The organism is Methylobacterium sp. SyP6R, from assembly GCF_019216885.1.
In the GTDB taxonomy this organism is placed as follows: domain Bacteria; phylum Pseudomonadota; class Alphaproteobacteria; order Rhizobiales; family Beijerinckiaceae; genus Methylobacterium.
Genome location: NZ_JAAQRC020000001.1, coordinates 4,282,626 through 4,300,162 on the forward strand (window position 1 = coordinate 4,282,626; position 17,537 = coordinate 4,300,162).

At 72.3% G+C, this 17,537-nt stretch carries 15 protein-coding genes; 5 read left to right on the top strand and 10 right to left on the bottom strand.

Annotation, left to right across the window (positions count from 1 at the left end; all coding sequences use genetic code 11):
• Window positions 1–212 precede the first annotated feature (212 nt).
• Window positions 213–2,201, top strand: a complete 1,989-nt coding sequence (locus tag HBB12_RS19720) for a right-handed parallel beta-helix repeat-containing protein (protein WP_236990902.1) — start codon at window positions 213–215, stop codon at window positions 2,199–2,201.
• On the opposite strand, the gene HBB12_RS19725 is transcribed toward HBB12_RS19720, so the two are convergent.
• The 3 genes from HBB12_RS19725 to HBB12_RS19735 all read right to left on the bottom strand — a co-directional run bounded on the left by HBB12_RS19725 (window position 2,131) and on the right by HBB12_RS19735 (window position 5,785).
• Window positions 2,131–2,961 (bottom strand): WecB/TagA/CpsF family glycosyltransferase, encoded by an 831-nt coding sequence (locus HBB12_RS19725; protein WP_236990903.1) that lies wholly within the window; start codon window positions 2,959–2,961, stop codon window positions 2,131–2,133. The genes HBB12_RS19720 and HBB12_RS19725 overlap by 71 nt on opposite strands.
• Before the next feature lie 5 nt (window positions 2,962–2,966).
• On the bottom strand, window positions 2,967–4,169 hold the full coding sequence (locus HBB12_RS19730; protein ID WP_236990904.1) for a glycosyltransferase family 4 protein: 1,203 nt from the start codon (window positions 4,167–4,169) through the stop codon (window positions 2,967–2,969).
• A gap of 629 nt (window positions 4,170–4,798) precedes the next feature.
• Window positions 4,799–5,785, bottom strand: a complete 987-nt coding sequence (locus HBB12_RS19735; RefSeq protein ID WP_236990905.1) for a Gfo/Idh/MocA family protein — start codon at window positions 5,783–5,785, stop codon at window positions 4,799–4,801.
• Window positions 5,786–6,181: 396 nt separating this feature from the next.
• On the opposite strand from HBB12_RS19735, the gene HBB12_RS19740 reads away from it, so the two are divergent.
• A complete protein-coding gene (locus HBB12_RS19740; RefSeq protein WP_236990906.1) occupies window positions 6,182–6,445 on the top strand; it encodes a hypothetical protein in 264 nt (87 codons plus the stop codon).
• 18 nt (window positions 6,446–6,463) lie between these two features.
• Here the strand turns inward: HBB12_RS19740 and HBB12_RS19745 are convergent, their stop codons facing one another.
• Window positions 6,464–8,377, bottom strand: a complete 1,914-nt coding sequence (locus HBB12_RS19745; protein ID WP_236990907.1) for an adenylate/guanylate cyclase domain-containing protein — start codon at window positions 8,375–8,377, stop codon at window positions 6,464–6,466.
• 605 nt (window positions 8,378–8,982) lie between these two features.
• Between HBB12_RS19745 and HBB12_RS19750 the strand changes: the two genes are divergently transcribed.
• Entirely contained in the window at window positions 8,983–10,671 is a 1,689-nt protein-coding gene (locus tag HBB12_RS19750) for a methyl-accepting chemotaxis protein (protein ID WP_236990908.1), read from the top strand.
• 70 nt (window positions 10,672–10,741) lie between these two features.
• On the opposite strand, the gene HBB12_RS19755 is transcribed toward HBB12_RS19750, so the two are convergent.
• The 5 genes from HBB12_RS19755 to HBB12_RS19775 all read right to left on the bottom strand — a co-directional run bounded on the left by HBB12_RS19755 (window position 10,742) and on the right by HBB12_RS19775 (window position 14,249).
• Window positions 10,742–11,347 carry a hypothetical protein gene (locus tag HBB12_RS19755; protein ID WP_236990909.1) on the bottom strand — a complete coding sequence of 202 codons (606 nt, stop codon included), beginning with the start codon at window positions 11,345–11,347 and terminating at the stop codon, window positions 10,742–10,744.
• A gap of 91 nt (window positions 11,348–11,438) precedes the next feature.
• Entirely contained in the window at window positions 11,439–11,708 is a 270-nt protein-coding gene (gene minE / locus HBB12_RS19760; protein ID WP_048446263.1) for a cell division topological specificity factor MinE, read from the bottom strand.
• A complete protein-coding gene (gene minD, locus HBB12_RS19765) occupies window positions 11,705–12,520 on the bottom strand; it encodes a septum site-determining protein MinD (protein WP_236990910.1) in 816 nt (271 codons plus the stop codon). Before minD ends, minE begins: the two co-directional genes overlap by 4 nt.
• A 131-nt stretch (window positions 12,521–12,651) precedes the next feature.
• Window positions 12,652–13,356, bottom strand: a complete 705-nt coding sequence (gene minC / locus HBB12_RS19770) for a septum site-determining protein MinC (protein WP_236990911.1) — start codon at window positions 13,354–13,356, stop codon at window positions 12,652–12,654.
• 74 nt (window positions 13,357–13,430) lie between these two features.
• Complete coding sequence (locus HBB12_RS19775; protein WP_236990912.1) at window positions 13,431–14,249, bottom strand: tellurite resistance TerB family protein; 819 nt, start codon at window positions 14,247–14,249, stop codon at window positions 13,431–13,433.
• Between the two features lie 163 nt (window positions 14,250–14,412).
• On the opposite strand from HBB12_RS19775, the gene HBB12_RS19780 reads away from it, so the two are divergent.
• Window positions 14,413–15,102: a glutathione S-transferase N-terminal domain-containing protein gene (locus HBB12_RS19780; RefSeq protein WP_236990913.1), complete on the top strand. Its 690-nt coding sequence runs from the start codon at window positions 14,413–14,415 to the stop codon at window positions 15,100–15,102.
• A 186-nt stretch (window positions 15,103–15,288) separates the two neighbouring features.
• Window positions 15,289–16,794, top strand: a complete 1,506-nt coding sequence (locus HBB12_RS19785; RefSeq protein ID WP_236990914.1) for an ATP-binding protein — start codon at window positions 15,289–15,291, stop codon at window positions 16,792–16,794.
• 1 nt (window position 16,795) lies between these two features.
• Here HBB12_RS19785 and HBB12_RS19790 read toward each other — a convergent pair whose 3' ends face one another.
• Window positions 16,796–17,188 (bottom strand): DoxX family protein, encoded by a 393-nt coding sequence (locus HBB12_RS19790; RefSeq protein ID WP_236990915.1) that lies wholly within the window; start codon window positions 17,186–17,188, stop codon window positions 16,796–16,798.
• Between the last annotated feature and the right edge of the window lie 349 nt (window positions 17,189–17,537).

Here is a 17,537-nt window from a genome sequence, read left to right on the forward strand (position 1 = left end):
GCACTTTCCCCTCCCCCTGTGGGGAGGGGTCAGGGGTGGGGGTGGTGCCGCGCATGGCTGTGCGGTGCCTCCTGCACCACCCCCATGCGGGATCTTCGAGCTCCATAACCCCTCCCTACAGGCGGCACGGGAGGACGCCTCATATCCGAGGAATGAGCGCGACAGGACCGCATCCCGCCCCCCGAACCCGACAGGCTCCGAGACCCACCACCATGCGGACCCTGCTCGTCCTCGCAGCGCTCCTCACCTCCGCTCCCTCCATGGCCGCCCCGATCGAGATCCCGGTCGCGGCCGAGGACGCGACCCTTACGCCCGGCGGCACCGCGACCCTCGCCGAGGCCCTGAGCGAGGCCCGCCGACGCCGCACCCGCGATCCCCGGGCGGCGATCGTGGTCGCGCTGTCCTCCGGCACCCACCGCCTCGCTGCCCCCGTGCGGCTCGGAAGCCGGGATGGCGGCAGCGCCGGGGCGCCGCTGGTGATCCGCGGCCCCGCCGACGGGTCGGCCCGCCTCGTCGGCAGCCGGCAGCTCGCCCCGGTCCCCCTCGATCCGGCGCTGGCGGCCCGCCTGCCGGCGGCGGCGCGGGGCCATGTCCGGGCCTACCGGCTGCCCGCGGCGGTCCGGGCCCCGGCCCGGATCCAGGCGCCGATCGTCCTCGACGGCCCGCCGACGCCTCCCGCCTTCGAGGTCTTCGACGGCGAGGGCGCGATGCATCCGGCGCGCTGGCCGGCGGAGGGTTTCGCCGAGGCGGAGGGCGGCGACGGGCCGGCCTTCACCGTGGCGAATCTTCCGCCGGGCGCGCTTCGCGACGAGCCCGACCTGTGGGCGGAGGGGTATTGGCGCTGGGGCTGGCTGTTCGAGGCGCTGCCGGTGCTCCGCACCGTTCCGAAGGGAACAGGCGTTCGGCTCACCCTCGACCGCATGCCCTACGAGGGCATCCGCCCGGGCGCGCCCGTCCGCCTCGTCCACCTGCTGGCCGGCCTCGACCGACCCGGGACGTGGTGGCGGGACGCGAAGGCCGGAATCCTGCTCGCCTGGCCGCGGGGGCGCGAGGAAACGGTCGAGGTGTCGGTCGCCGAGACGCTGCTGTCGGTCGAGGGGGCGTCCCACCTGAGGGTCGAATCGGTGCGCCTCGCGATGGCCCGGGGCGATCTCGTCAGCGTCCGCGGCGGGCGCGACGTGGTGATCGCCGACAGCGTGCTCTCGCTGACCGGCGGGCGCGGGGCGGTCTTCACCGGGGCGCACGACAGCGGGCTCCAACGCTGCGACATTGCCGGGACCGGTGCCGAGGGCGTGGTGCTCTCGGGGGGCGACCGGCGCACGCTGACCCCCGGCGGCCTGTTCCTGCGCGATAGCCGCCTCACCGGCTATGCCCGCCGGGAAGCGACGCAACACCCGGCGGTCGCCCTCGACGGCGTCGGCGCCGAGGTGACGGGCAATTACATCCACGATTCGCCGGCCTACGCGGTCCATATCCGCGGCAACGATCACCGGGTGACCGGGAACGAAATCGCGAACCTGCTCGCCGGTGCCACCGATACCGGTGCGATCTATTCCGGTCGGGACTGGACCGCCCGGGGCGGCGTGATCGCCGACAACTTCCTGCACGACATCCGGGGCGGGCCCGACACCGAGGTGAAGGGCGTCTACCTCGACGACATGGCGAGCGGGTTCACCGTCACCGGCAACCTCTTCCTGCGGGTCGACCAGCCGGTCTTCCTCGGCGGCGGGCGCGACAACCGCGTCGAGGGCAACGTCTTCGTCGCGTCGAGCCCGGCGATCCACGTCGATTCCCGCGGGCAGACCTGGGCCCGCGACGCGGTCACCGATCCGCAATCGGAACTGCGCGCCGCCTATGCGGCGATGCCGGTGGAATCCCCCGTCTGGCGGGCGCGCTACCCGCGGCTCTCCGGCCTGCTCTACGACCGCCCGGCGATCGCGACCGGCAACGTCATCACCGACAACCTGATCCTGCTGGGCGATCCGCCCCGCTTCACCGATGGCGGCGAGGCGGCCGAGCAGACCTTGGCCCGCAACCGCGGCCCGGTGACGAGCCCCGCCGATCTGGCGGTGCTGGCGCGAAGCTCGGTGGACCCGGCGGATTTCGCCGGGCTCGCCGCGGGAAGCGGGGTCAGGCTGCCGACGATCCCGTTCGACCGGATGCGCCGGTCTGCGACGGCCGGGGCGCCTTTCGGGCGCTGATCGCGTCCCGCGCCGCGATCATGAGGAAGCGCGGGATCGTATCGAGGTAGCGCCGCCACAGGCGCCGCGGCTCGCGGGCGAGGCGGTAGGCCCATTCGAGCCCGGCGACCTGGAGCATCTTCGGGGCCCGCGGAATGCGCCCGGTCGCGACGTCGAAGGCGGCCCCCACCCCCATGGCGATCGTGCCCGGCAGGTGCGGGGCATGCGCCGCCATGAACATCTCCTGCTTCGGGGTGCCGAGGCCGACCCAGACGATCTGCGCCCCCGAGGCGCGGATGCGCGCGCGCATCGCCTCGGTCTCGGCCTCGGAGAGGGGGCGGAAGGGCGGCGTCTCGACCCCGGCGACCTGGAGGCCCGGCACCCGGGCCCGCATCGTCGTGGCGAGCAGGTCCGCGACGCCCTCGCCCCCGCCGAGGAAGTAGTGGCGCCAGCCCTTGTCCGCGCCGGCCCGGCACACGGCCTCGACCGATTCGATCCCCGGTACCTGCTGGGTGGTGGAAAGGCCGCGCCAGCGGCCGATCCAGCTCACCGGGCGGCCGTCGGCGCAGACGAGGAGCGCGTCGTGATGGGCGGCGCGCAGAGCCTCGTCCTTCTGCGAGCGCACCACGCCGTGGGCATCGCGGAAGACCACGAAGGTGCCGGGCTGCCCCGGCCCGGCGGCGAGCCGGCGCCCGACGGCCGCGATCAGCCCGTCCATGTCGGTGGCCGAGACCGGCACGCCGCCGATCGTGAAGGAGGGGACGAGGGGGTCGTGTGCCACTGAGGTCAGGTTCCCGTTCTGGCGAGCGGCGCGTCCGCCGCGCGGGCGGCGACGGCGTCGCGGTAGATGTCGAGGAGGGTGCGGGTGGTGACGTCCTCGTGCCACTCGCGCTCGTAGACGGCGCGGGCCTCCCGCCCCATCGCGGCGGCCGATGCGGGGTCGCCGGCGATGCGGCCCAGCGCGCGCGCGAGGTCGGCGGCGTCGCCCGGCTCGGCGAGGAGCCCCGTCGCGCCGTCGTCGACGAGGCCGGCCAGCGCCCCGATGCGCGAGGCGACGACCGGGGTGCCGGCCGCGAAGGCCTCCGCCACCACCATCGGCAGGCCCTCGTACCAGAGCGACGGCACGACGAGGACGCAGGCCCGCGCCATCGCGGCCTGGACCGCGTCCGGGGGGAGGGCGCCCCTCAGGTCGAGGGCCGGATGGCCGGCAAGCGCGCCCGCGAGCGGCCCCTCGCCGATCACCGTGACCCGCATGCCCGCCAGGGCGGCGGCCTCGGCCAGGACGGTCACGCCCTTCTCGGGGCTGAGCCGGCCGACATAGAGGAGATTCCGGCGCGGCCCATCCGCGGGCGGACCCGGATCGGGCAGCCCGTTCGGCCGGATGCGGATCTTTTCCGCCGGGAACCCCGCCGCGACGAAGCGCTCGCGGGCGAAGGGCGTGAGCGCGATGAAGCGATCGACGTCCCGCTCCCAGGTCCCGGCCCGGCGGTGACGGTCGATCATCCGGGCGACCGCGAGCGACCCGACCCGCGAGCCGCGGTAGCAGGCGAACCGCACCGCCCGGTAGGGCGAGCCGGTGACGCAGAGCTCGCACGGCGCGCCATCGCGCATCAGGAAGGCGTTGGCGCAGATCAGGCGGTAATTGTGCAGCGTCTGCACCGTGGCGCAGCCGGCCGCCCGCGCCGCGGCATGGATGCCCGGCGAGAGCAGCGGGAAGAAGTTGTGGACGTGGACCACGTCCGGCCCGAAGCGGCGCGCCGCCGCCATCACCCGGGCGATGCCGTCGGGCGCATGCGTCGCCGCCGCTGCCGCCCGGAGGCGGGCGAGGCCGGAATCGATCGCCTCGTTGTCGAGGAACACCGCCTCGACCGCGCAGCCCGCCCGTTCGAGGGCGGCCAGATCGCGGGAGACGGCGGCATCCTCGCCGCCGCGGACTTGGTAGCGGTTATGGGCGAGGAGGATGCGGAGGGGACGTGTGCCGGCGGTCATCGGGGGATCCAGCCCGCAGAGGGGGCAGGGGGAAACCCGCGCCAATCTTTTTCCCGGACGGCGCGTCGCCCGCGGGGAGACGGGAGAACCCGCGCCTGTTCATTCTCTGAACAGCCCTTCGCTGCCGAGGCGGGTGCGCGCAGGGACGCACCGTCATGGCCGATCCGTGCCACCCTGGTCGTCGCCGCTCTCATCCCGACCTCCGCGCTCCGCCGACCTGCTCAAGAAAATATACTGCTCATCGTGTCGAGCTGGAGTGATCCCACGGCGAGATCATCCGGCCCGACGCCGCCGTCATACTGAACAGATCCGGGCCGGCGGCCGACCGACCGATATGGAAATAACGCGTTACGTGCTGGAAATTCAGTTGCGGAGGACTACCGACCTGAATGCGGCGGCTCGTTTCGACGTGCCCCATCCTCTCGATTCGATCCGCGACGAACCGTTCCTCACGATCCTGTCCGAACTCGCCGGTCGAGGGGAATTTCGCCGTGATCGCAGCGACCTGCCCGCATTCGGGAGCGGCCCGGATGCCGTCAGGCCATGCGGGGGGCCGGCACGCGTCGCCGGCCCGGCCGGCCGCCCGGGTGTGACGCGATGTCCGGGCCGTCAGATCCGGGCGCCAATCCTCACGACCGTCCCCCGGCCAGGATCGCCTCGACGACCTCCTGCACGTCCAGCGCTTCGCCCAACGTGGCGAGCGAATGGGGTTCGCCACGAGTCATCCGCACCACGCCGTCGAGCTGGCGCTGCAGGGCGATGGGTCGGGCGCGCTCGTTGGGGATCGCGTCGGGGGCGGGCGCGAAGGTGCCGTCAGGCCCCTGCCGCTCGGCGATCGCCCAGTCGCGCAGGCGCACGCTGCCGGCCTCGCCCTCCAGCGTCCAGGTGTTGTGGTCGTCGAGCGCCGTCTCGCCGACCCGCCCGCGCAGGACCACCGGCACCGCCCCGGCCCGGAACGTGGCATCGACCGCGCGTTCGGACCGGCCGGGCTCCGGAAACACCGCCTGCGCCTGAACCCCCTGCAGGGGCCCGAGCAGGCGGCGGCTGAGGAACAGGAAATGCGATACCACCTCGCGGGTGAAGCCGCCCTCCTGCGGCGCGTCGAGCCAGCCCGCGGCGTCCGTCTGCCAGCCCCGCGGCCAGCGCGCGAAGGCGACCTCGATGGTGAGGCGTCGCGGCGTGCCGACCGCGCCCTCGGTGATCCATTGCGCCAGGGTGGCGACCCCGAGGGACGAGGCGAAGGGGAAATTCACCGCCCCGCGCGCGCCGGCCGTCGCCACGAAGTCGCGCGCCTCCGCGAGGTCGACGGCGAGCGGTTTCTCGCAGAACACGCTCCGTCCGGCGGCAAAGGCGGTCCGGGCGTGGCCGAGATGCGAGGCGGGCGGGGAGGCGATGTAGACGCACTCGCTCGCCGCGACGACGGCGCCGGCCTCCACCACCAGCGGCAGCGAGGGGAAGCGCGCGGCGATGCGGGCCCGCGCCGCCGGGTCCGGGTCCCACAGGGCCGCCACGCGGACCGGGGCCTCGTCCTGCCCGAGGACGGCGTTCAGCATGCGCTCGCCCATGATGCCGGCGCCGATGATGCCGAGGGCGAGGGGTGAGGAGGGCTGGCGCATCGGGGCTCCCGGAGCGTTTTCCGACGAAGTCTTGGAGCAGCGTCCGGTCGCAATGCGACCGGACGCTGCTCCAGCGGGGTTGCGCCCGTCATAAGGCCGAACAGGCGGCGAGGGAACGCGCCGTGGCCATGACCGCCTGGAGCACTTCACGATCGCGTTGCAACCGCGAAGCTCTCTAGGTCTTTGGTCTTGCCACATTTTCTGCGACGAACCGGCATCCGCTTCGTCGGAAAATGCTCTGGTGGCGAGCAATGCACGGGGAGCGGTGGTGGCGCGCGGCGTCGAGGGTTGCCGTCAGGGATAACGCAGCGTTAACCACCGGCCTTGTCGGCACGCCGCTCGCACCCCTCCTGCGCGCGGGAAATCGGGTGTCCCGCTCCGGGAGAGACTGTTCGCATGTGGCACAATGCCGTCGGGTTCCTCGCCGTCGCCGTGTCGGTCGCGCTGATCGTTCGGCATTTCGGTGCGCCCCGCGCCGTGATCTACGGCTTCGTGATCACCGGGCTCGGCGCCTCCGTGGCGACCTTGCTGCTCGCGGACATCAACACGGTCGATCCGGGGGCGAGCCGCGCCCCGGCCTTCACGACCCGGATGCCGCCGGTCCCGGGCCGCGACGCCCAGGATCCACGCGGCACCAACGACCTGCGCGGCTGGCGCTGACGCCTCGGAACCGCGAGACTACCGCTCCGGCAGGCCGGCGCGCCGCAAGCCGTCGTAGATCCGCTCGCGCTGGGCGAGGAAGGTCGGATCGCCGGAGGTGAGCGTGCGGTAGCGGGCGACCGTGTAGCCGGGCCGCAGCTCGAGGAACCGGGCGAGGGAGGCGCGCGCCTCCGCCTCCCGGCCGAGCCGCGCGTAAGCGCAGGCGAGATAGAGATGCGGAAAGTCGAAGAGCGGGTTCACCGCCGCCGCGCGCAGCAAGGCCGGGATGGCCGCCTCGTCCCGGCCGAGATGGAGCTTCGCCAACCCGTCCCGCGCCAGCCACGCGCCGACCAGCGGATCCTTCGGACTGAGGCGGAAAGCGGCCGCGATGTCCGCTTCGGTCTCCTCCGCCCGGCCGAGGAAGATGTGGATCAGCCCGCGATAGGCATGCGCCCGCGCGAAGCTCGGGTTGAGGGCGAGCACCCGGTCGAAGGCGGCCAGCGCCTCCTCGTAGCGGGCCCGGGCGCGCAGGGTCTCGCCGCGCAGGTAATGCCCGAACGGATGGGTGGGGTCGCCCTGCAGCACGGCGGCGACGGCCTGCTCGGCCCGGTGGAGGTCGGTCTCGCGCTCGCCCGTCCAGCCGTTCAGCACCCCGTCGACGAGCACTTCGGCCAGGCCCAGCCGGGCGTGGGTGTTGCCGGGATCGAGGGCCAGCGCGCGCTCGAACAGGGGCCGGGCCCCGGCATGGTTCTCCCGGGCGAAGGGCCGGTTGAGCAGGGCCTGGCCGCGCATCACGAGGTCGACCGCATCGGCCGGGTGGCCGGCGCGCCCTTGCGTCTCGGCCTCCAGGAGGCGGATGCCGAGCGTCCGGCCGACCTGGGCGACGAGGGCGTCCTGCGCGGCGGCGAGGTCGGCGCGCGTGCCGTCGAAGCGGTCGGCCCAGAGGGCGGCGCCGGTCTCGACGTCGGTGAGCTGCACGGCGAAGCGCACCTGCTCGGCGCTGTGGCGCAGGCTGCCCTGCACGACGTAGCGCACGCCGAGCTCCCGGCCGACGGCGCGAGGCTCGACCGGCCGCCCCTCGAAGGACCGGGCCGTGCCGTGGGCGATGACGAAGGTGCCGGGCGCCCGGGCGAGATCGGCGGAGAGATCCTCGGCGATCTGTTCGGCGAGGTAATCCTGCTCCGGATCGCCGCTCTGGTTGGCGAGCGGCAGGACGACGAGGGACAGAGGCGGCCGCGCCGGGTCGCCCGAGGGGATTCGCGAAACGCTCGGGGAAAGGCTCTCCTGACGCCTGGGCGCGACGTGAGGCCAGTCCAGGGTTCCGGCGAGGCCGAGGCCCGCGAGGAGCAGGGCGGCGAGGGCGACGAGCACGGGCCGCGGCAGCCGGACCCGCGACACGGCCGCCTCCGGCGACGGCACCGCATAGATGCGCACCGGCCGTGCGATGTTCCTCAGCCGCTGCGTGCCGAGATCGGCAAAGCGGATGTCGAGCCGGTCGCTCACGTCCCGATAGGCGGCTTCCGACAGGCGCAAGCCCCCGGGCTCCGCCGCCGCCTGCAGGCGGGCCGCGATGTTGACGCCGTCGCCGAACAGGTCGCCCTCGTGCACCATCACGTCGCCGAGATGGATGCCGATGCGCAGGCGGAACCGCCCCGCATCCCCGTCGGCCTCGGCCAGCGCCCGCTGGATGGCCACGGCGCAGGCGACGGCATCCGTCGCGCGGGCGAATTCGGCGAGCACGCTGTCCCCGGCCGTGTTGGCGATCCGCCCGCGATGCGCCGAGATCAGGCGGTCGACGATCTTGCGGGTCGCCTGGAGGGCCCGCATGGCACCGCGCTCGTCGTCATGCATCGCCTTGGAGTAGCCGGCGATGTCGGCGGCGAAGATCGCCGCCGGACGACGTTCCGGGATCGGCCACTCCGTCGCGGCAGACCTGCTCGTCCGCTCGCTCATGGCGATTTGTCCACGCTGTAAGCCATGACGGCTCTGCGCCCCGTACGCTCCGCGTTGTCGAACGGTCGTATCCGGCAAGACGAGACGTTCCGTGACAAAGCATCGATCATGTATACGCTTATCAAGTGCGGCCTCCATTGTCTTGCCATGGTCGGTATTGCCCGAAATTCCCGGCATGTCCGAGCCTCGAAAGCGAGCCGAGCGATAGAGACGACGCGGGGTAGATCGACGTCTGCACCGATCCCGGACCGAGAACTGTGCATCAGCGTGGCTGTGCCGATAGCATGGTGGGAATACCGGAAGATTGCGTCCCGGTAACATGTCCCGAACGCGTTAGGCGGGACGGCCGGTCTCGATCGAATTTGAAAATCGCGGAATGTGACCGACGCCGCGCGGCCGGTGCGGCGTGGACGGGGGCATGCCGCCGACCGAGGCAGGCTCGAGCCATTTCCGCTGCTGCCGCACAGGATCCGTATTTGGTTCCCTAGAGGTTCGAAAAATATCGCCGATGTTCCGTTCGCGCCTGAAAATAATTTTTTAAGAAAATAACTCCAACCTTGTTCCGATCATATATTCCTCCCATCCATGACAATATGGGTCAAGCGATGTTCAAGCTCAGCATCGGGCGCAAGCTGGCTTTATCATCCGCCGTGACGGCCGTGTTCGTCGGCGGCGCAGTCTACAATCAATGGTCGAGCAATACCGAGATCAGCGCGGCGAACGACGCGGTGGCGCGGGAAGAGACCATCCTGCGGGGGATCTCGCAGGCGCAGCTCGCGGTCAGCCGTCTTCAGCTGAGCTACAGGACCGTCGATCTCGCGCGCAACGCGGCGGCGGCCGACGCGGCCGTGGCGGCGGCGTTCGACGAGGCGAACGCCGCCGCCAAGGGGCTGGAGCGGCCGATCGCCATCGCCCTCAAGCCGGACGTGTTGCGCGAGAGCGAGCGCAGCGTGCGGGAGCTTGCCGCCGCGGTGAAGGATTTCGCGCAGCAGGGCCGGCCCGATCTCTATGGCCGGCCGGTCGACGCCACGGCAGCGGCTGCGTCCCGCGACCGGATCGCCGCCCTGCTCGGGCGGGCCGAGAAGACCATCGGCGAATCGGTCGCGAACGCCAATCGCTTCACCCACGACGCGATGACGGCGGCGTCCGAGCGGATCGCCTCGGCGACGCGGATCGGCCTGCTGGCCGGGGCGGCGATGCTGCTGAGCCTGCTCGGCGCGATCGTGGTGCTGATGCTCAACATCCAGCGGCCGATCCTGCGGCTCGTCGCGGTGCTGGAGCGGATGGCGGCCGGCGACGTCGATGCCACCATCGCCGAAAGCCGGCGCGGCGACGAGATCGGGGCTCTCGGCCGTGCCGTCGAGACCATCAAGGCGATGGTCGCCCGCAAGGCGGCGGAGGAGGCCGAGCGTCGCCAGATCGCCGATGCGGCCGCCGCCGAGGCCCGGCAGCGCGCCACGCTGGAGCTGGCCGACAGCTTCGAGGCGGCGGTGGGCGACGTCGTCCGCACGGTGTCCGCTTCCGCCGGCGAGCTTCAGGCCACCGCCCGCTCGATGTCCTCGATGGCGGCCGAGACGGCGTCGCAATCGACCAGCGTCGCCGCGGCGGCCGAGGAGGCGGCGACCAATGTCGGCACCGTCGCGGCGGCGGCGGAGGAACTCGGCGCGTCGATCTCCGAGATCGGCCGCCAGGTCGAGGGCTCGGCCGGCCTCGCCCAGGCCGCGGTCGGAGAGGCCGACAGGACGGGCCAGCTCGTCCAGGCGCTGAAGACCACCTCGACCCGCATCGGCGACATGGTCGGGCTGATCTCGAACATCGCCAGCCAGACCAACCTGCTGGCGCTCAACGCCACCATCGAGGCGGCCCGGGCCGGCGAGGCGGGCCGCGGCTTCGCGGTGGTCGCCGCGGAAGTGAAGGAACTGGCGAACCAGACCGCCCGCGCGACCGAGGAGATCGCCCGGCAGATCGGCGAGGTCCAGGGCGTGACCGACCAGACCGTGGGGGCGATCGGCGCCATCACCGCCCGGATCCGCGAGATCGACAGCGTGGTGACCTCGATCGCGGCGGCGGTCACCCAGCAGGGCGCGGCGACCCAGGAGATCGTCCGCAACGTCTCGCAGGCCTCCATCGGCACGAGCGCGGTGACCGGCACCATCTCGACCGTGGCCCAGGCTTCCGAATCGACCGGGATGGCGGCGACCCGGGTGCTCAACTCGGCCTCGGACCTGTCGCGCCAGTCGGAGCATCTCTCGCAGGAGGTGCACCGCTTCCTCGTGACCGTGCGGGCGGCCTGAGGCTACCGTTCGGACCCGATGCGGGCCGGCCGGTCCGGGGCGGTCCCGGGCCGGCTGCTGTCGCGTGCGCTCAAGCCTGCGGGGGCAAGTCGTCTTTTGGCAAGTCGTCTTTTGGCTTGTCGTCTTTTGGCGTGTCGCCGGTGGGAGAGTCGGGGGGTGGCGCATCCCCGGCCGGAGGGGCCGGCGGGACGTGGTCCTTGCGCCACTGGGCGAACAGGCTCTGGAGCACCGCGACGGTGTCGCGCACCGCCTTGGCCTCGTCGTCGACCGAGACGCCCTCGGAGACGGAGTTGCGCGTGGTCAGCACGGCGCGCGCCTCGATCTCGCCCAGGCGCTCGAGGAAGTCGGGACGCGAGGCCAGGAGGTCGAGGGCGTCGCCCATGGCGGTGGCGAGGGTCGTGGCGAGAAGCCCCGCGGTCGCGACGTCGCCGACCGAGGCCTCGTAGGGCTCCGGGGTCTCGTCGTCGTCCTCGTTCTCCTCGGCGGCGGCCTGCAATCCCTCGACCAGGGCCTCGACCAGCTCGACCGCGGTGTCTTCCGGCACGGCGAGCCGCAGGGCGACCTCGATCTCGTCGCCGCTGAAGCCGGCGGTGCCGAGGGTGACCTGCAGGATGCCCGGCCGGCGCAGGCTCAAGGCCATCAGGGTGTTGGCGTAGATGGTGGGCGCGTCCGGCATGACCTCGACCTCTTCCGGTCCGGCACGGGATCCCCGTGCCGGACCGCGCTATATCGCGCTCCGGCGCTCGCGGCGACCGTCGGGCGGGGTGTCACGCGCTGGCGAGCCGGGCGACCTTGTTGTCGGGAAGCTCGATGTCGACGCCGAGGGTCGAGACGGCGTCGCCCCGCTCCATCGTGACCTTCACCTTTTCCTGGTCGATCGCGACGTGCTTGGCGATCACCGCGAGGATCTCCTCGCGCAACACCGCCACCAGGTCCGAGCGGCCGAAGGCGGTGCGCTCGTGGGCCAGCAGGATCTGAAGGCGCTCGCGCGCCACCGGCGCCGTTCCGCGCCGCGACAGGAAGCTCAGCAGGTTCATGCCGCCCTCCGGGTGAACAGCTTGCCGAAGAGCGAGCGCTTGTCGCTCGGCACGGTCATCGCCACGGTCTCGCCCTTGAGGCGGCGCACGGCGTCGGCATAGGCCCGGGCCGGGGCGCTCTGGGGCGCGTTCAGGGTCACCGGGCTGCCGAGGTTCGAGGCCTTCAGGACCTCCTCGCTCTCCGGGATCACGGCGAGCAGCGGGATCGACAGGATCTCCAGCACGTCGTCGATCTTCAGCATCTCGCCGCGCTCGGCCCGGTTGGGGTCGTAGCGGGTGAGGATCAGGTGCTTCTCCAGCCGCTCGCCCTTTTCCGCGCGCTCGGTCTTGGAATCCAGCAGCCCGATGATACGATCCGAATCGCGCACCGAGGAGACCTCGGGGTTCGTCACCACCACGGCGATGTCGGCGTGGCGCATGGCGAGCGTCGCCCCGCGCTCGATGCCGGCCGGGCTGTCGCAGATCACCCAGTCGAATTTTTCGCGAAGCTCGCCGATGACGCGGGCGACGCCCTCGTCGGTGAGCGCGTCCTTGTCCCGGGTCTGCGAGGCGGGCAGCAGCGACAGCGTGTCGATGCGCTTGTCGCGGATCAGCGCCTGCGGCAGCTTTGCGTCGCCCTGGACGACGTTGATGAGGTCGTAGACCACCCGGCGCTCGGCGCCCATGATGAGGTCGAGGTTGCGCAGGCCCACGTCGAAGTCGACGACGCAGACGCTCTGGCCGGTCTTGGCCAGGGCGGCACCCAGAGCCGCCGTCGTGGTGGTCTTGCCCACCCCTCCCTTGCCGGATGTCACCACGATGACTTTGGCCATGGATCCCCCTTGAACCATTCGATCTGAGAAGTCGCGGCCGGCGCGGCCGCTGCGTGTGTTTTCTTGGAGCTCGCCCCGTCCGCGGATCGTTGCCGCGGGGCCCCCGGGGCGGTGACGAAGAACGACGAGCGTCAGTCGAGCGCGGCGGTGCGCATCGTGTCGCCGTCGAGCCAGACCTGGACGGCGCGGCCGCGCAAGGTGGGGTCGATGTCGTCGGCGATGCGGTAGAGGCCGTCGATGGCGAGCAGTTCGGGCTCGAACTTGCGGCAGAAGATACGCGCGCCCGGCGAGCCGGCGGCCCCCGCGATGGCCCGGCCCCGCAAGGCCCCGTAGATGTGGATCGAGCCGCCGGCGATGACCTCCGCGCCGGAGGCCACCGAGCCCATCACGGTCACGTCGCCCTCGGGGAACAGGATCGCCTGGCCGGAGCGCACGGGGCTCTCGAGCATCAGCGACTTCGCGCCCGTCACCCGCTCGACCGGGGGAGCGGCCGGCGCCTCGCCGGGCATCGCCACCTCGCCGGAGGGGCGGCCGCCGTTGAGCGGCGGCGGCATCCCGGGCCCGAGCGAGCCCGGCCCGGCGCCCTCGATCCCCATGATGGGAATCTCGCGCTCGGTGAGGGCGGTCACCAGATCCTTGAGCGCGTCCCGGCTCGGCGCCAGGGCCGTCACGTCGAGGATCACGGCGCGGCCGGCGAAGAAGGCCGGAGAGCGCCTGGCAAGGGCGTCGAGGTCGGCGAGCCAATCCTCGATCGGCGCCTCGGGGGCCAACACGACCGCCAGGAACGAGCGGCCACGGAAGCGGATCGGCGGGCGGGTTTGGGTCTGGCTGGTCACGTCTTTACGACTCGTTACCAGCCCATCAGGCGCGCTTGATGGTTAGCGAATGGTTAACGCCGGTAACGAAGTGTTCACCTTTGCGCGGAAGCCGAAGACAGCGTGGCTTCGATGTGGCGCGCGAACCCCGGTTCCAGCCCGAGGCTGCGGGCGAGGTGGTCGAGATAGGCCCGCTCCTGGGGCGTGTCGACGCTGATCGCCATCAGGGAGGCGGCATAGATCTCGCTCGCCTGTTCCGGGTTGCGGGCAAGGCGCGCCACCGCCTCGACGTCGACGGGCGCGCGCAGGGCGTCCATCAGGAAGGCCTTGTCGTCGGCGTCCAGAGCGTGGCGGTCCATCTCGCCGAAAATGCGGCGCTGCTCGTCCTGATCGATGTGCCCGTCGGCCTTGGCGGCGGTGATCATCGCGATGAGCAGCGCCCGGGAGCGGTCCTCCTCCTCGGCGGGCGAGGCCGGCATGAAGCGCGTGCCGCCGAGCATCCGGGCCGCCTCGTCGGCATTGGGGATGAAGCCGCCGGCCCGGGCGGGCGAGGCAGCACCGCGCTGGCCCTGATTCGCCTGCCAGCTCTGGTAGGCCTGATAGGCGAGCGTGGCGACGAGGGCGAGGCCACCGGCGCGCCCCGCCCCCATTCCTCCGCCCATCCCGGGAATCCCGCCGGGCATGCCGAACCCGCCGCCGCGGCGTCGGCCTCCCAGGACCAGCGAGGCGAGGCCGCCGAGGATCGCCGCCTTGCCGCCTCCGCCGCCGAGGGACCGGGCGACCTGTTCGAGGGGAGAGGACGATTGTCCGTAGGGCGCTTGTCCCTGAGGGGCTTGGCCGGGATGGCCGCCGAACGGGCCGCCTCGGCTCGAGCCGCCGAGGAACTGGTCGAGCAGGCGCTTGGCGTCGAACATCGGGGCTCCCTCCGGCACGAGCCGACGAGATGGGGTGGCCGGGCGCTGCCGCAAGGGCGGCCAAGGGCAGGACGACGATGCGTTGCCCCCGCCGCCGGCACCCGCCATGATCGCAGGCGCGAAGCCGCTCGGCCCGCCCGGGCGCCGCCGGAGGACACAATCCTTGACCCGCGTGCTCTACGAACTCGCCGCAGCCGATCCGGACCGGCGCTTCAGCCCGTTCTGCTGGCGCATCCGCCTCGCCCTGGAGCACAAAGGCCTCGCCTTCGAGGGCAGGCCGTGGCGGTTCACCGAGACCGACGCGCTCGCCTTCTCGGGCTCGGACAAGGTGCCGGTGCTGGTCGAGGACGGGCGCCCGATCGTCGAATCGTCGGTGATCGCCGCCCATCTGGAGGCCGCCCATCCGGACCGGCCGTCGCTGTTCGGCGGGGAGGCCGGGCTGGCGCTGACCCGGTTCCACGTCGCCTGGACCGACGGGGTGCTGCACCCAGCGCTGGTGCCGCTCCTGCTCCTCGACATCCACCATCACCTCGGCGAGGCCGACCGGGCCTATTTCCGCCGCAGCCGCGAGGCCCGGTTCGGCAAGCCGCTTGAGGCTGTCTGCCCCGATCCGCAGGCGCAGCTTGCCACATTGCGAAAGACCCTCGCGCCGGTCCGCGCGGTTTTGCGCAGCCAGCCCTTCCTCGGCGGCGACGCCCCGCTCTACGCCGACCACGCGGTGATGGGCGCCTTCCTGTGGGCCCGCGGCGTCAGCGCGCTCGACCTCCTCGAACCGGACGACCCGGTGGAAGCATGGCGCCGGCGGATGCTGGAGCGGATGGGGGAGGGGTCGCGGGCGCTGGTCTTCGGCTGACGCGAACTCGCACGCCAACTGCCTGTGGACCCCGGTCCGGAACGCGGATCGGGAGCCCGGCTCCCGTGTTACGAGTCGTGCCTTCGCCGAGCGGGATGGCAGGCGCCATCCCGCTCGGCAGTTTGTTGTGCATCATTGTGTCGCCGAACCGGGTGTCACTTCGGCGAATGATGCTGGGGAGCCGCGATGACGATCAGCGTCGAGATGGGGGTGGCGAGCGGCCGGCCGGCCGCCCTCGACCTGGAGGAGCTGCTGGCGACCCGCCTCCTGGTCCAGGGCAATTCCGGCTCGGGCAAGTCGCACCTCCTGCGCCGGCTCCTGGAGCAGAGCGCGCCCCACGTGCAGCAGGTGGTGATCGACCCCGAGGGCGACTTCGTCACCCTGGCCGATGCCCACGGCCACGTGGTGGTCGAGGGCGATCACGGCGAGGCCGACGTCCAGCGCATCGCCGCGCGGGTGCGGGCGCACCGGGTCTCGGTGGTGCTGACGCTGGAGAGCCTCGACGTCGAGGCGCAGATGCGCGCCGCCGCGGCCTTCCTCGGCGGCCTGTTCGAGGCCGAGCGCGACCACTGGTACCCGGTGCTGGTGGTGGTCGACGAAGCGCAGCTCTTCGCGCCTGCCGCAGCCGGCGAGGTCTCGGACGAGGCCCGCAAGGCCTCGCTCGGCGCGATGACCAACCTGATGTGCCGCGGCCGCAAGCGGGGGCTCGCCGGCATCATCGCGACGCAGCGCCTCGCCAAGCTCGCCAAGAACGTCGCGGCGGAAGCGTCGAACTTCCTGATGGGCCGCACCTTCCTCGACATCGACATGGCGCGGGCCGCCGACCTGCTCGGCCTCGAACGCCGCCAGGCCGAGAGCTTCCGCGATCTCGAGCGCGGCCACTTCATCGCGCTGGGGCCCGCTTTGTCGAAGCGCCCGCTTCCGATCGCCATCGGACCGGTCGCGACCTCGGCCCGCTCGTCGAGCCCCAAGCTCGTGCCCCTGCCGAGCCCGGCCTCCGGCGACGATCTGCGCGAACTGATCCTCACGCCGTCCGAGAACGAACCGGTCTGGACCCCCGCACCCCGCCCGGCCCCGACCCCGCGGGCGACCCCGGCCGACCTGCTCCAGCAACTCGCCCAGTACCGGCCGCCGGAGCCGGTCGAGGTCGCGCCGAGCATGAGCGAGGCTGAGCGGGAGGCGGCGCTCGCCGACATCCTGCGTGAGATCGCCGCCGATCCGGACGGGGCGCATCACCCGATCGCCGTGCTCTACCAGGATTTTTTGGTGCGCTGCCGGATGCGCCGGCTGCCGGGCGAGCCGCTCGATCTCGGCCGCTTCCGCCGCAGGCTGGCCATCGCGCGGGCCGGCGTCGACGGGGAGGCGGCCGACGGCGAGGAGGCCGATGCCGTGATGGCCGCCTGCGCCGGCCTGCCGGAGGAGGTCCAGGGCCTGTTCCTGCTGCTCGCTCGCGCTGCCCGGGCCGGCGCGCCATGCCCCTCCGACGATGCGCTCGCCCGCGCCATCGGCTCGCGCTCGCCGGGCCGGGCGCGGCGGCTGCTCGCCTATGTCGAGAGCCGCGGCGCCGCCGTGTGCCGCACCGATTTCCGCGGCAACCGCGTCGTCGCCCTGCCGGCTCTGGGCTGCGAGACCGCCCCGGGCAATCCGAAGGGGGGCGCCGAGGAGCCCGCCGGACTGTTCGCCGCGGAGTAGATCACGCCCGCGTGGCCTGAAGGCCCGCCGGGATCACCTCGCCGCGGCGCGCATAGGCAAGGCCGAGGAGCAGACCGAGGAGCACCAGGGCGGGCACGGCCATCACGATCGGGTCGCCGGCCCGCAGGTGGCTGAACGCGGCGCCGACCATCACGGCCGCGAGCAGCAGCGCGCCGTACCCCACCGTGGCGCGGCCCCACAGCAAGACGGCGCCGAGAAGCTGCGCCGCCCCGACCGCATACATGAACCAGAGCGGGTAGCCGAAGCGGGCGAAGCCCGCGACCTCGAACGGCACGGCCGCGAATTTCATGCCTGCCGCCGCCACGAAGATTGCGGTGAGCAGGCCGCGCAGCAAGAGGCCGCCGACATGCGGCCTGGTCGATATCGATGTCATGATTCCAATCCCGCTCGTGTCGTCGGCCCGGTCCTGCCGGACGCGACGCGTCGATAGCGGCGCGGGATTGCGTCGTGATTGCGTGCTCCGTGTCGTCGGGCCGGAATCCTCTCGGGGCAATTGGCGAGAACCTGCCGAAGCGCGCGGACCGGGGCCGCTCGCGGCACGCCCGCGCCACGGAGCCCTCGGATCGGCTCGGTCGTCGATGCCTCGGTGGCGACGAGCCGGTCTTCCGCGTCCTGCCCACCGGTCCCTGTCCCCCGTCCGGTTCGTCTTTCACGCAGGACGGCATGCCGGTACGGATCAGCCCCGAATCGGACCGCTCGTATTCGACGGATGATAAGGTTTC

Coding starts and splice junctions, on each gene's coding strand:
- minE (WP_048446263.1), bottom strand. CDS start 11,708: ATGAACCTGCTGAGCTTCCTGTCGCGGCGCGGAACGGCGCCGGTGGCG.
- HBB12_RS19720 (WP_236990902.1), top strand. CDS start 213: ATGCGGACCCTGCTCGTCCTCGCAGCGCTCCTCACCTCCGCTCCCTCC.
- HBB12_RS19785 (WP_236990914.1), top strand. CDS start 15,289: ATGACGATCAGCGTCGAGATGGGGGTGGCGAGCGGCCGGCCGGCCGCC.
- HBB12_RS19730 (WP_236990904.1), bottom strand. CDS start 4,169: ATGACCGCCGGCACACGTCCCCTCCGCATCCTCCTCGCCCATAACCGC.
- HBB12_RS19735 (WP_236990905.1), bottom strand. CDS start 5,785: ATGCGCCAGCCCTCCTCACCCCTCGCCCTCGGCATCATCGGCGCCGGC.
- HBB12_RS19775 (WP_236990912.1), bottom strand. CDS start 14,249: ATGTTCGACGCCAAGCGCCTGCTCGACCAGTTCCTCGGCGGCTCGAGC.
- minD (WP_236990910.1), bottom strand. CDS start 12,520: ATGGCCAAAGTCATCGTGGTGACATCCGGCAAGGGAGGGGTGGGCAAG.
- HBB12_RS19790 (WP_236990915.1), bottom strand. CDS start 17,188: ATGACATCGATATCGACCAGGCCGCATGTCGGCGGCCTCTTGCTGCGC.
- HBB12_RS19755 (WP_236990909.1), bottom strand. CDS start 11,347: ATGCCGGACGCGCCCACCATCTACGCCAACACCCTGATGGCCTTGAGC.
- HBB12_RS19740 (WP_236990906.1), top strand. CDS start 6,182: ATGTGGCACAATGCCGTCGGGTTCCTCGCCGTCGCCGTGTCGGTCGCG.
- HBB12_RS19750 (WP_236990908.1), top strand. CDS start 8,983: ATGTTCAAGCTCAGCATCGGGCGCAAGCTGGCTTTATCATCCGCCGTG.
- HBB12_RS19745 (WP_236990907.1), bottom strand. CDS start 8,377: ATGAGCGAGCGGACGAGCAGGTCTGCCGCGACGGAGTGGCCGATCCCG.